Here is a 13,240-nt window from a genome sequence, read left to right on the forward strand (position 1 = left end):
CGGCAAAATGGGGTCGGCAAAGTTTGGACCTTGCGTTGAATCGATTCACACGATACTGATTTTGCAACCGGTTGCAAATGATATGTTCGGAGCCGTGACAGATGCCTGAAATCGGAATTGGAATTGTTGGTGGCGGCTATATGGGCAAGGCCCATTCCGTTGCCATGGCGGCGGTGGGCGCGGTGTTCAACACCGCGCTGCGTCCGCGTCTCGAGATGATCTGTGCCTCAAGCCCCGAAAGCGCAGAACGGTATCGGGCGGCCTATGGATTCAAGCGCGCGACCGGTGATTGGCGGGCGCTGGTCAACGATCCAGAGATCGAGGCCGTGGTCATCGCCTCGCCGCAGGAAACCCACCGCCAGATTGCCGAGGCGGCCTTTACCCTGAGCAAGCCGGTACTGTGCGAAAAACCCCTGGGCGCATCGATGGAGGATGGCGAGGCAATGGTTGCCGCAGCCGAAGCGGCCGGTGTCGCGAACATGGTCGGGTTCAACTATGTCCGCACGCCCGCGACACAATTTGCACGGAAACTGATTGCTGACGGAGAATTGGGTGATGTCACCTGGTTCAGGGGCGAACATACCGAGGACTTTTATGCCGATCCTGACGCTCCGGCCACGTGGCGCACGACGGGCATGGCCAACGGAACCATTGGCGATCTTGCGCCCCATATGGTCAACGGCGCGCTTGCCTTGATGGGACCGATTGCCGAGGTGATGGCCGAGGTTGAAACCGTCCACGAAAACCGCCCGGGCGGCAAAGTCACCAATGATGACCACGCCCAGATCATGTGCCGGTTCGCAAATGGCGCGATGGGCAATATCTATGTCAGCCGCATCTCAACCGGGCGTAAGATGGGCTACGCATATGAGATTTCGGGCACCAAGGGCGCGCTTCGGTTCGATCAGGAAGACCAAAACGCCCTTTGGTTCTATCGCCGTGAAGGTCCCGAGGCGCATCGCGGATTTACCAAAATCCTGACAGGCCCCGCACACCCCGACTATGAACCTTTTTGTCAGGGCCCGGGTCACGGCACCGGTTATCAGGACCAGATCATCATCGAGGCCAAGGACTTCCTGCAGGCCATCGACACTGGCGAGCCGATCTGGCCAACTTTCCGCGACGGGCATGAGGTCAACCGCGTGCTGGCGGCTGCGCTGGCATCGTCGGAGCAGCGGCAATGGACAGAGATCCGCGATTTCTGATCGCAAATACACCAAGTTTTTACAGAGAGAAAAACCATGGCAAAGCTGAAATGGGGCATGATTGGCGGTGGCGAAGGCAGCCAGATCGGACCCGCGCACCGTCTGGGCGCTTTGGCGGACGGGCAGTTTGAATTTGCGGCAGGTGCGCTGGATCACCGCCCCGATGTGGGTCGTGAATATGCGCAGCGTCTGGGCATTGCTGCCGATCGCGCCTATGGCGGCTGGCAGGACATGCTGGCGGGCGAAAAGGACCGCCCCGACCGCATCGATCTGGTCACGATCGCCACCCCCAATGCGACGCATTTCGAGATCGCGAAAGCCTTTCTTGAGGCCGGGTTCAACGTGCTGTGCGAAAAGCCCATGACCATGACCGTCGAAGAAGGCGAAGAGATCGTCCGCATAGCGCAGGCCTCGGGCAAGATCTGCGCCGTGAACTACTGTTATTCCGCCTATCCGATGGTGCGCCAGGCCCGAGCGATGGTGCGGGCGGGCGAGATCGGCAATGTGCGGCTGGTGGTGACCAATTTCAGTCACGGACATCACGGCGACGCCACGGATGCCGACAACCCCCGTGTGCGCTGGCGTTATGACCCGGCGATGGCGGGCGTTTCGGGCCAGTTCGCTGATTGCGGCATTCACGCCCTGCACATGGCCAGCTTCATCTGCGACGACGAGGTCGAAAAGCTCTCGGCCGATCTGGCCTCGACCATTACGAGCCGCGTGCTTGAAGACGATGCGATGATCAATTTCCGGACGCAGAAAGGCACGGTTGGACGGCTCTGGACATCGTCCGTGGCCATCGGACGTCAGCACGGGTTCGACATTCAGGTGTTTGGCGAAACCGGTGGGTTGCGCTGGACCTCGGAACAGCCCAACCAGCTGATCTATACACCCGTGGGCGGCAGAACCCAGATCATCGAAAAAGGCGAGGGCGGTCTGCATGAAGAGACTCAGCGTCTGTCACGCGTTGCCATCGCCCACCCCGAGGGTTTCCCACTGGCCGTGGCCAACATCTATTGCGATCTGGCCGATGCCATCCGGGGTGAGCTGCGCGACGGTCTGCCGACGCCGTCGGACGGCGTCCGCTCGATCGCGGCGGTTCATGCCGCGGTCGCTTCGTCGAAAGAAGATGGCGTCTGGAAAGACGCCCGTCCACCGATGTTCCGCTGATTATGAGCGGGGCCGCAACGTGCCCCGCTCAATCACCCGGCAGGGGAAGATACGTGCTTCGGGATACCGGGCGGGGTCCTTCAACATCTCCTCGACCAGATCGACGGACGAGGTGATGATCTGCTTGATCGGCTGGTGAATGGTCGTCAGATTCACGCTTTCCCAGCGCGACATTTCCATATCGTTCAGACCGATGATGCCGATATCGATGCCCGGCTTCAGCCTGTGATCCGACAGGGCGGACAACGCCCCGATCGAAAGGATGTCATCGCCGCAGAAATACCCATCAGCCGGAGCCCCTTCCAGGAGTCGCAACATCTCGGCGCGCCCGGCTTCAAACGAATAGTTGTCGGCGAAAGAATGGGACACTTCCAGGTCGGTGTATTTTTCGACCTCTTCCATAAACCCGCGATACCGGTCCATGGCCGAAGTCGCATCCTTGGGGCCACCCAGATATCCGACACGCTTGTAGCCGCGTGCCATCAACTCGCGCGCGGCCATGCGCCCGCATTCCACGTTGTCGATCCCCACGACGTGAACTTCGGGCGAGGTGGCAGACCGACCGAACGTATGCACAACAGGGACGCCTGCATCGTGAAACGCCTTGGCAAAGCTCGGCGGCAGAGTGGATGAGGCGACAATCACCGCATCAACCGAATACTGCCGCAGCATCCTGACCGAATTCGCGGGCTCCGTTTCGTCCGTCAGATTGACAATCAGCGGGCGCAGCCCACGTTCCTGCAGGGCGCGGGTGAACTGGTCGAACACTTCAAGGAAAATCGGGTTGTGAAAGTTGTTGGAAATCAGCCCGATCAGCTTGGTCCGCCCTGTCGTCAGAGAGGATGCAAGCGCGTTGGGGCTGTACCCCAGTTCCTGCGCGGCTTTTTCGACCTTGCTGCGGGTCTTGGCCGAAACCGACGCGCCCTCGGTAAACGTGCGCGAGACCGCCGAGCGCGAGACGCCGGCAAGGGCTGCAACATCTTTGAGCGTGACACTCATGATTGGTGTCTGTGGATTGGGGGGAGGCTAGGAAGTAATTTCATAGTAGCACTATGCACCTTTGCACGAAACTTGCAATCGGTTGCAATGCGGCGGTTGCAGTGGCGCAGATGATGGCGTTAGTCCCTTGAAGCAGGCGGCGTGTCATGCCCAAAAAACGCATAAGTCTGGCGCGCCCTCAAGCTCATCGTATGTCAGCCGTCCAGCACCGCGTCCGCAGCCGTTTTGAGAGCAAATGAGATTATGGGCTGCGATACATTGTGCAGCCTGACCTCTCCCAGGGGAACGGCGTTCGAACAGGCGGGTTCAATGTCCTTTGACACGACGATCCTGTGGTTTGCCGACTTCCCGTATTCACCAAGCCGGGCCGCTATATTGGCGGCCTGACCGATGACGGTGAAATCCAGCCGCTCGCGAGAGCCGACATTGCCATACGTCACCCGGCCATAGGCCAACCCGATCGAGCAGTCGCAATGCGCATCCGAGCCCTCCCCGCGCAGGGTGGCCAGTTTTTCCACGATCCCGATGGCCGAACGCTGCGCATTGGTGCGGGCGGCGGCGGCATCGTCGCCTGCCGGAAACACCGCAAGAACCGCATCGCCGATGAATTTCAGAACCTCGCCACCGTTTTCGTGCACGATCCCCGAAACCGTTTCGAAGAAATCGTTGAGCAGGTTGATATAGGCTGACCGGCCCAGTTTCTCTTCAAGGCTGGTAGAATTGCGAAGGTCGCAGAACATGATTGCGGCATCGATTTCATCGCCGTCGCCGCGTCGGATCTCGCCGCCCAGAACCCGTGCGCCCGTGCGTTTGCCGACATAGGTTTCCAGCAGTACCTGCGCGTTTTCGCGCTGCATGAACACCTCGTAAAACCGCGCGATTACGGCTGAGCATTCAAAGACCAGCCCAAGGTTTTCGGTGGTGAACCCATCCGGGTGATCGCAGGTCAGGGTCAGCACATTGGTGCGCCCGTCCGAAAAGCGCAGCGGCATGGCAACATAATCGGTGGCGCCTTTTGCGCGCAGGTCTTCCATGATCGGAAAGCTGTTATGGGGGTTATCGTCGTTCAGCCGCTGACGTACCCCGCCCAGCCCGTTTGAGACGTGGCGCAACGGGCTGTTGATATAGGCGGGGTGATCGTGAATTTCATAGGTCGGGACGTTGGTCGAAATCTCGGCCGCGCCTTTTTCCCAGATGTAGTGTTTTCCCGCGATCAGCGGGTGCAGGGACCAGGCCAGAATGCTGAGGCGCTGAATGTGAATGCCATGGTCCAGCATCTTTTCCGCGAGGGCTTTGGTAAAGGCTTCGGGTGTTTCGTTCTCTGATGCGCCGCGCATCAGCCAATCGATCAGAGGGCCGCTGATGTTGCCATCCTGCGGTTCGCGAAGCGTGTTTTCCCCTAGGTCCAGATCGGTATACGCATTGCGCATGAACCCGATGTGACCTTGTATGGCGGCGCTTTCGGGCAGGGCGTCCTCATACGCCCAGACGGAATTTCCCAGGCGCTCGCCAGCCAGAATCACATCATGATAAGTCGCGGTGCCTTTGAACGGGCAGAAGGTCTGTAATTCGGTTTCATCGCTCAGATCAACGCAGACATCCTCGCGGGGTATGTAGATCGTCGGCGCAAGGCGTGTTTCATACATGACCTTGGCGTTTGCGCTTTCCGCCAGAAGGATCTGATCGCGGTATATCGCAATCCGCCCCTTCAGCCGTTCGACCGAGATTCCATATCCTTTGGTTTCAGGTGTGGCGTGGATGTTCATCATCAACCTCCGCTGGCGCAGGTCTTTATAGGATGGGCCTTCACCGCCGGTTTTCCAAGGGCGTTAACGATGATTTGCAGAATTGTGCGCGGCAATGCCTGCGGATCAGACCATCTGAATGACGTCTTTTTCGATCGAAAGCATATAGCCCTTTTTGGCAATATTCTTGACCAGCAATTCGCTGACCATCTGATTGCCCAATGCATCACGCAGCCGCTTGATCCGGGTGGCACCGGCGGCCTCGTCGCAGTCGGCGGCATCCCTGCCCGAAATCATCGCTTCGATCTGAGCGCCGGACAGAACCTCGTCATCCAGCCGGGACTCGGCCAGAACCGACAGGGTTTCCATCGCCGCCGGGGTCAGTTTGAAATCCATGTTGTTGAGATAGACGGTGTTTTCCTCGCGGCTGATCAGCAGCGACGTCACCTGAATGCCCGTCCGTTCGATCTGCGCCATGCGCCGGTTCAGCAGCACGAGCATCACCAGAAACACCAGGGCCGAGATCAGCATCGCGCTGGCAAAGACCAAAAGGACAAAGATCACCATCCGGTAGCTGGACAGCGTGTCGGCAAATGCCGTGCCGGATTGGGCCAGAATCTCCAACAGGCGAATCTCGGTTTGCGAAGTCAGGTCGGACTCGATGAACAGGCGCTCGACACGGGCGTTGAAGGCGTTTGCATCTGGCAGGGTCCAGAACAGGAAGACGGCTGCCGTAACCAGAATCAGGACAATCGCGGTAATGCCCGCGCCAACTAGCCGCGTACCGGATCGCCGGGCCTCAGAAACGGAGAAAGAATTTTCCGGCATTTGCCTTCCTTTGATCCAATCCTTCGGGTCCGAATACGGATATGACGTTCAGCAAGGTCCAGCCCGAAGCACCGAGGCGTTGGGCGACCTCGGATTTGGCCTGTCCCTTGTCGCAGGCTGCAACCTGCATGACGCCGTAATGCAGCCGCAGGGGGTTGTCCTGTTTGGCCTTGTAATCCGCATAACATTGGGCTGCCGCCGCAGTGGGTCCCAGCGATATCAGGGCCATGAAGGCCAGAGAAGAGAGGATCTGTTTCATAGGCCGCATCCTGCGCATGAGGTGGCCGGATATTCAATATCTCAAGGGGTTTGCGACGCTGATATCGGATAACAACCGCCCGTTATTGCTTGTCCGGCATGGTCGGCCCCAGGTTCTGGTCATCAAGTTCCCGGCCGTGAGCAGGCCGCCCGCAAAAAGACAAAGGACAGGTATAATGCACAGGAAATTCATTGCGCTGATCGTTGCGACCGCCATCACGATAACCGGCATTTCCGTGTCACAGGCGCGCGCAGCCGACACCAGGGATCTGCTGGGCGGATTGGCGGCGCTGGCCCTGATTGGGGCAGGTGTTCACTACTACAACAAGGAAAGGCGCGCGGATCAGGCAACACGGCAGCACGCGCCGGTCTACCAGCCCCCTGTCGTCGATCACTACCCGGTGCGCCCGCGGCCGCAGCGGCTGGCACGATATGACCTGCCGCAGCGGTGCCTGCGCACCTTCAAGTCGTATTCGAACAAGCGCCCCCTGCTGACGCCGAAATGCCTCGGCAAGCATTACCGATATTCCGATAGCCTGCCCCGCCAGTGCGAAGTTGGTTTCTGGGATGGCAAAAAGGTCAAGCGGGCATACGAACCCGCATGCCTGCGCCAGCAAGGATACCGTGTGGTTCACCAGTAACGGGTTTCGAGCAGGAGCGGCGCCACAGAAGCGCCGTGCAGGAGAGGGTGGCGCAGGCTGCCCTCTCTTTTTTCTTGCGGTATTGGCCGAAAAGCGCTTTGCCGGACGTATGACACAACCGAATTTCGATCTGGAACAGGCGCTTCTGGCGCGGGGGCATATCAGGGTTGCCGGCGTTGACGAAGTCGGGCGCGGCCCGCTGGCCGGACCTGTGGTTGCCGCTGCGGTCATCCTGAACCCCGATGATATCCCCGAAGGTCTGAACGATTCCAAAAAACTGACCGCAAAGCGCCGCCAAGCGCTGGACGTTGCGCTGCGCGAACGGGCCGAAATCGCGTTGGGCGAGGCTTCGGTGCCGGAAATAGATGAACTCAACATATTGCGTGCCTCGCATCTGGCCATGACGCGCGCGGTTCAGGCTTTGGACCCGGCCCCGGATTTTCTGCTGATCGACGGCAACATGATTCCGCGCGGGCTGAAACTGCCGTCCCAGGCGGTGGTCAAGGGGGACGCCCGATCGCTGTCGATTGCGGCGGCCTCGATCATCGCGAAAAACTGGCGCGATCGGGTGATGGTGGATTTGGCGCAACAGCATCCCGGCTATGGGTGGGAGGCAAACGCCGGATATCCGACAAAACAGCACCGCGACGCGCTGCGAAATCTTGGTGTCACCCCACATCATAGACGTTCGTTTAAACCGGTCCACAATATCTTGTATCAAGAGTAAATCGTAAGTCGCTGATTCAAAAAAGAAATTGACGGCGAATCGTCTTTGACTCATCCTTGTCTCAACCAAATGAGCGCAAAAGCGCCGTGGAACCGAGGCAGTGAAATGACCACAATCAAGACAAAGGGCGCGGCGGCGCTCCCTATTAACACGATTCTATCCGGCGACTGCATCGATGTGATGAACAGTCTGCCTGAGACGTCGGTGGACCTGATCTTTGCAGACCCGCCATATAACCTGCAACTGAAAGGCCAGCTTCACCGCCCTGACAACAGCCAGGTGGATGCTGTCGACGATCATTGGGATCAGTTCTCCAGCTTTGGTGCCTATGACCAGTTCACGCGGGACTGGCTGAAGGCGGCGCATCGCCTACTGAAGCCGAATGGCGCGATCTGGGTGATCGGCTCTTACCACAACATCTTCCGCGTGGGATCCGCCCTTCAGGATGCCGGGTACTGGATTCTGAATGACGTCGTGTGGCGCAAATCCAACCCGATGCCGAATTTCCGGGGCAAGCGGTTCACCAACGCACACGAGACGATGATCTGGGCATCCAAGCGCGAAGGCGCGAAATACACGTTCAACTACGAGGCGCTGAAGGCCCTGAACGAAGGCGTGCAGATGCGCAGCGATTGGGTGCTGCCGATCTGCACCGGGCATGAACGCCTGAAGGATGAAAACGGCGACAAGGCGCATCCGACGCAGAAACCGGAATCGCTGCTGCACCGCGTTCTGATCGGCTCGACCAATCCCGGCGATGTCATTCTGGACCCGTTCTTTGGCACCGGCACGACCGGAGCTGTCGCCAAGATGCTGGGCCGCGAGTTCATCGGGATCGAGCGCGAAGAAAGCTATCGCAAGGTTGCCGAGAAACGCATTGCCAAAGTGCGCAAGTTTGACCGTGAAGCGCTGGAGGTCAGCGCCAGCAAACGCGCCGAGCCTCGTGTGCCGTTCGGCCAGCTGGTCGAACGCGGTATGCTGCGCCCGGGCGAGGAGCTGTATTCGATGAACCAGCGCCACAAGGCCAAGGTTCGTGCGGACGGAACGCTGGTGGGCCAGAACGTCAAAGGCTCGATTCATCAGGTCGGTGCACATCTGGAAAATGCGCCGTCCTGCAACGGCTGGACCTACTGGTGCTTCAAGCGCGACGGCAAGACGGTGCCGATCGACGTGCTGCGCCAGCAGATTCGGGCCGAGATGCACAACTGAATTTACCAATACCGCCGGTGCCTGTGGCCTGACACAAGGCACTAAGCCTTGCCCCGCCGTTTTCGGCGGGGTCTTTTGTTTTGCGCCGCACGATGCTTGGATGGCAACAATTCCGGTTTCCAGCCGTGCAACAACGGAGCAGCAACCATGACGGACACCACGGCCAGCACATCCCGATTTGACCGATTTTTCTTCACGAAACCGGACAGTTACGATCTGGACAACAAGTATACTCTGGCAGCGATGGAACAGCACAAGCGCGAGGGGCTGGAACTGGCTGTACGCGCGCGGTGGATCGCGATGGGATTGACGGGAGTTCTGCTGATCTTTCTGAACCCGCACCCTGAGGTTTTGTACTACCATTTCATCCTGCTGCTGATTTGCGCAAATGGCTGGCTGATCCGGCGCGCAGGACGGGTCGGGCAATCGCGAATCGAACTGTTGCTGATCTTTGTTGATCTGATGATCATGACCCTGGGGATGATCATCCCAAACCCGTTCAGCGACGATGTCCGACCATTGGCCATGCAGTACCGGTTCGATAACTTCCAGTATTTCTTCATTATTCTGGCTGCGGGTACGCTTGCCTATTCCTGGCGTACCGTTGTTGCGCTGGGCACCTGGACGGCGGCCATGTGGACAGTCGGCTGGATCATCGCCTGGTGGGTGGCAACGCCCATTCCAGGCATCAGTGAGCGGGTGGCAGAAGCCCTGAAAGGGTATCCGGATGTGGCTGAACTGCTTGATCCCAACAGCTTCATGGTGTCGCAGCGCGTACAGGAGGTGATTGTCTTTCTGATGGTCGCAGTGACCCTTGGCGTATCGATGCGGCGTCTCAACCGGCTGCTGCTGAGCAATGCGGGGCTTGTGCGCGAGCGGGCCAATCTGTCGCGGTATTTCTCGCCAAATGTAGTCGACGAGTTGAGCCAGAATGACGAACCGCTCAAGCAAATCCGTAAGGAAAACATCGCTGTCCTGTTCATCGACATTGTCGGGTTCACCAAGTTTGCGGCCGGTCGTGATCCTTACGAGGTGATCGAAGTTCTGCGCGGGTTTCACGCGCGCATGGAGACCGAGGTGTTTCGGCATCACGGAACGCTGGACAAGTACCTTGGGGACGGGTTGATGGCCACGTTTGGTACCCCGGTGCCCACATCATTGGACGCTAGCAACGCGGTGGCCTGCGCCCGCGACATGGTGGGTGTGATTGATAGATGGAATCTGGAACGGCGGCGCGCGGGTGAGCCCGAGATCCATGTGGGGATCGGCGTTCACTATGGTTCGGTGGTGCTGGGAGATATCGGGGCGAACCGGCTGGAATTCGCGGTGATCGGAGACGCAGTCAATGTGGCGGCGAAACTTGAGGCGACGACCCGAACCCTGGGCGCGCGGGTTGTCCTGAGTGACGCAGTGTTCAGGCAGGCGAAGCAGGAAAACCAGCTCTCATCTCTGGATGGGTTCACAAAACGGGAAAACCAGGCCGTGCGCGGTGTTGAGACGCCCGTGGATGTCTGGGTACTTTGAGCAGCAAACGCTCCCGCCGATTTATCCTGCATCGCAGATGCAATCTAAATCGTTGGGCCGGGCAGCACGCCGGGGCGCGCTGCGGTCAGGCTTTGGGCATCGGGTTCTGCGCCTTGTTGTAGGGCCCCCAGTCCGTGATATCGGGGTAATATTGACGCCGCCATGCGCGAACCCGCGGGTTCATCACTTGCCGCCAGAAAGGCGGGATCATCGCGGCAATGGTCATGACCGGATAGCCGTGTGGCAGTTGGGGGGCGGTGTCCTCGGAATGGTGTTGCAGAAGTGGGAAGCGGCGGTTCGGCTTGTAATGATGGTCCGAATGGCGTTGCAGGTTGATCAGCAGCCAGTTCGATGCCTTTTGCGATGCGTTCCACGAATGGTGCGGGTGGACGTGTTCGTATTTTCCGTCGCCCAGATGTTTCCGGGTCAGACCGTAATGTTCCACGTAGTTCACCAGTTCAAGCTGCCAGACCGCGACTCCGGCCTGCAGCAGGAACAGGCCCAGTCCGGACCAACCGCCCAGTGCAACCGCCAGCAGCAGCATCCCTCCTTGCAGGGCCCAATACCGCCAGAACGGATTTGACCGATCGGTCCAGGGCCGGTCCTTGCGGCCGAGTTTGGCCTTTTCCGCACGGAACGCCGAGACAAGACATTCGCGCAGGACACGGGGATAAAACCGGTGAAACCCTTCGTTGTAACGCGCGGTGACCGGATCGCGTGGCGTGCCCACGTAGCGGTGATGCACCAGCAGATGTTCAGAGCGGAAGTGGGAATACAGAACCATGGACAGCAGGATGTCTCCCAGCCAGCGCTCAAGCCGGCCTTTCTGATGCATCAGTTCATGGCTGTAATTGATCCCGATTGTGCCCGAGAGCACACCCATGCCGAAGAAAAGGCCGATCTTCGCAGCCACGCTCAGGTGGTCCGTGTGCGTGGCGTACCAGATCAGGCCGAACAATGTCAGGAACTGCAGCGGGACCCAGATTTTAGTCAGCCAGATATACCAGCCAAGCATGGAATCGGGCGTATCCGGGTCGCCATTTTCAAGCTCCATCCCCGTCAAACGGTCGAGCAGGGCAAAGGTCCACCATGTCGACAACGGAACCAGCAGAACCCATGCGCCGCCCAGAACGGCCGTTACCCAGATCACGGGGATCAGAAGGATAGAAAGCCAAAAGGGCAGGGCCGATTGCCAGCGTGACAGGGTGTCTTGTGCGATCATGGTCGGGCTCCGCAAGTGTGGCCCGACACTAGCCGGGCATTGAACTGTGATTCAACGGCTCAATGGTCGCGCCACAGATCATAAGCCTTGCGCATGACGGTCGGCAGGTCACCGGGTCGGAATGCGTGTTTTTCAATGATGGTCAACCCCGCCGGGGCCGTGTTTTCAGGCAGGGGCGCCGCCCAGATGCGCAGCACCAGATGGAAATGGGTGAACGTGTGGCGCACTTCCGCTGGCAGGACCTGCCAGTTTCCCGCAAAAGGTGGCGATTCGATCGGCGTGTCGGACCAGTCCGAACCTGGCCAGCCCAGCATCCCCCCCAGCAATCCCTTGTCCGGTCGGCGTTCCAGCAGCATCGCACCATCCACGCGCTGGGCGATATAGACATGCCCGAACCGAGTGGGTTTCGGCTTTTTGGCAGTTTTCCGGGGCAATTCCGCCTGCGTGCCCGCTAGGCGGGACTGGCAGGGCGCGCGCAGGGGGCAAATGCCACAGGCCGGAGATTTCGGGGTGCAGATCGTCGCGCCAAGATCCATGACCGCCTGAGCATGATCGCCGGGCCGTTCCAACGGGGTCAGGCCTGCCGCCTTGTCCTTCAACTGTGGTTTCGATCCGGGCAGAGGATCGTGAATGTCGTAAAGCCGGGATATGACCCGTTCGACGTTGCCGTCCAGAACCGTTTCAGGGCGGTCGAAGGCGATGGAAGAAATGGCCGCAGCGGTATAGGGACCGATACCCGGCAGTTTCAACAGGCCGTCATATGTGTCGGGGAACTGGCCTGCATGCACATCAGTCACGATGCGCGCGCATTTCAGCAGGTTGCGGGCGCGGGCGTAGTAACCCAGCCCGGCCCATTCCCCCATGACCTGATCGTCAGGCGCCGCTGCCAAGGCGCCAACGGTCGGCCAGCGCGCGGTGAAGCGCAGGAAATAGTCCCGCACGGCGGCAACGGTGGTCTGTTGCAACATCACCTCGGACAGCCAGACATGATAGGGATCGGGACGGACCCCGGCAGCCCGGTTTGCGGGGCCGACACGCCACGGCATTTCGCGTGCATGACGGTCGTACCAATCCAGCAACGCCGTGCAGACGTTAAATTCAGTGATGTCACGCAAGTTTTATGCCTCTCCCTGTCGGGTTTCGCTGGCGCCCGTTGTTCTGCCCATTACAATAGCCGCGCAGGAGTTGGAAACCAGATGCGACCGAGACGTTCGACCACCCGCGGGTTCAAACGGACCGCAACATTGCTGAACAATCAGATCCGTCAGGCCGGTGAAAGCCGGGGGTTTGCCGTATCGCGTCTACTGACCCACTGGGCCGAGATCGTGGGGCAGGATATTGCGGCCATCGCGCGGCCCGTCAAGGTTGGGTATGGCAAAGGGGGGATAGGCGCGACGCTGACCCTGCTGACCACCGGCCCGCAGGCACCGATGCTGGAAATGCAGAAAGAACAGCTGCGCGGCAAGGTGAATGCGGTTTATGGCTATAACGCGATCAGTCGCGTGCGCATCACGCAGACCGCGCCGACAGGATTTGCCGAGGGGCAGGCCAGTTTCGACCACAAGCCGAAACCGGTGAAACCCGAAATCAAACCCGAAATCGCTGCCGAGGCAGACAAAGTGTCGCGTGACGTAAATGATGGTGATTTGCGCGCGGCCCTTGAACGCCTGGGCCGCAACGTTTTATCCAGACAAAAACGCTGAGAAAGGGCT

13 protein-coding genes are annotated in these 13,240 nt (G+C 59.4%); 7 read left to right on the forward strand and 6 right to left on the reverse strand.

What is annotated here, in order from left to right:
- Nucleotides 1–101: 101 nt before the first annotated feature.
- Both ACR0CG_RS02590 and ACR0CG_RS02595 read left to right on the forward strand, forming a co-directional pair.
- Nucleotides 102–1,205 carry a Gfo/Idh/MocA family protein gene (locus ACR0CG_RS02590; RefSeq protein ID WP_480522735.1) on the forward strand — a complete coding sequence of 368 codons (1,104 nt, stop codon included), beginning with the start codon at nucleotides 102–104 and terminating at the stop codon, nucleotides 1,203–1,205.
- 36 nt (nucleotides 1,206–1,241) lie between these two features.
- Nucleotides 1,242–2,375: a Gfo/Idh/MocA family protein gene (locus tag ACR0CG_RS02595; protein WP_480522736.1), complete on the forward strand. Its 1,134-nt coding sequence runs from the start codon at nucleotides 1,242–1,244 to the stop codon at nucleotides 2,373–2,375.
- Here the strand turns inward: ACR0CG_RS02595 and ACR0CG_RS02600 are convergent, their stop codons facing one another.
- From ACR0CG_RS02600 to ACR0CG_RS02615, 4 genes are all read right to left on the reverse strand, one after another.
- Entirely contained in the window at nucleotides 2,376–3,374 is a 999-nt protein-coding gene (locus tag ACR0CG_RS02600) for a LacI family DNA-binding transcriptional regulator (protein ID WP_480522737.1), read from the reverse strand. It abuts the gene before it with no gap.
- Between the two features lie 194 nt (nucleotides 3,375–3,568).
- The gene (locus tag ACR0CG_RS02605; RefSeq protein WP_480522910.1) at nucleotides 3,569–5,140 is read right to left on the reverse strand and encodes a DUF427 domain-containing protein; all 1,572 of its coding nucleotides are present in this window, start codon (nucleotides 5,138–5,140) and stop codon (nucleotides 3,569–3,571) included.
- A gap of 105 nt (nucleotides 5,141–5,245) precedes the next feature.
- Nucleotides 5,246–5,947 carry a winged helix-turn-helix domain-containing protein gene (locus ACR0CG_RS02610; protein WP_480522738.1) on the reverse strand — a complete coding sequence of 234 codons (702 nt, stop codon included), beginning with the start codon at nucleotides 5,945–5,947 and terminating at the stop codon, nucleotides 5,246–5,248.
- Nucleotides 5,919–6,206 (reverse strand): hypothetical protein, encoded by a 288-nt coding sequence (locus tag ACR0CG_RS02615; RefSeq protein WP_480522739.1) that lies wholly within the window; start codon nucleotides 6,204–6,206, stop codon nucleotides 5,919–5,921. Before ACR0CG_RS02615 ends, ACR0CG_RS02610 begins: the two co-directional genes overlap by 29 nt.
- 175 nt (nucleotides 6,207–6,381) lie before the next feature.
- Here ACR0CG_RS02615 and ACR0CG_RS02620 point away from each other — a divergent pair, with 175 nt between their 5' ends.
- From ACR0CG_RS02620 to ACR0CG_RS02635, 4 genes are all read left to right on the forward strand, one after another.
- Nucleotides 6,382–6,846 (forward strand): hypothetical protein, encoded by a 465-nt coding sequence (locus ACR0CG_RS02620; RefSeq protein ID WP_321249627.1) that lies wholly within the window; start codon nucleotides 6,382–6,384, stop codon nucleotides 6,844–6,846.
- A gap of 109 nt (nucleotides 6,847–6,955) precedes the next feature.
- Nucleotides 6,956–7,573, forward strand: a complete 618-nt coding sequence (locus ACR0CG_RS02625) for a ribonuclease HII (protein WP_480522740.1) — start codon at nucleotides 6,956–6,958, stop codon at nucleotides 7,571–7,573.
- Nucleotides 7,574–7,678: 105 nt separating this feature from the next.
- Nucleotides 7,679–8,782, forward strand: a complete 1,104-nt coding sequence (locus tag ACR0CG_RS02630; RefSeq protein WP_321249623.1) for a site-specific DNA-methyltransferase — start codon at nucleotides 7,679–7,681, stop codon at nucleotides 8,780–8,782.
- A 147-nt stretch (nucleotides 8,783–8,929) separates the two neighbouring features.
- Nucleotides 8,930–10,306: an adenylate/guanylate cyclase domain-containing protein gene (locus ACR0CG_RS02635; protein WP_170807291.1), complete on the forward strand. Its 1,377-nt coding sequence runs from the start codon at nucleotides 8,930–8,932 to the stop codon at nucleotides 10,304–10,306.
- An 85-nt stretch (nucleotides 10,307–10,391) separates the two neighbouring features.
- Here ACR0CG_RS02635 and ACR0CG_RS02640 read toward each other — a convergent pair whose 3' ends face one another.
- The gene (locus tag ACR0CG_RS02640; protein ID WP_170614224.1) at nucleotides 10,392–11,528 is read right to left on the reverse strand and encodes an alkane 1-monooxygenase; all 1,137 of its coding nucleotides are present in this window, start codon (nucleotides 11,526–11,528) and stop codon (nucleotides 10,392–10,394) included.
- Nucleotides 11,529–11,587: 59 nt separating this feature from the next.
- Nucleotides 11,588–12,643 (reverse strand): A/G-specific adenine glycosylase, encoded by a 1,056-nt coding sequence (gene mutY / locus ACR0CG_RS02645; protein ID WP_480522741.1) that lies wholly within the window; start codon nucleotides 12,641–12,643, stop codon nucleotides 11,588–11,590.
- Nucleotides 12,644–12,724: 81 nt separating this feature from the next.
- Here mutY and ACR0CG_RS02650 point away from each other — a divergent pair, with 81 nt between their 5' ends.
- Complete coding sequence (locus ACR0CG_RS02650; protein WP_480522742.1) at nucleotides 12,725–13,231, forward strand: DUF721 domain-containing protein; 507 nt, start codon at nucleotides 12,725–12,727, stop codon at nucleotides 13,229–13,231.
- The last annotated feature ends 9 nt before the right edge of the window (nucleotides 13,232–13,240 follow it).

The organism is Ruegeria sp. AB8 (assembly GCF_056542605.1).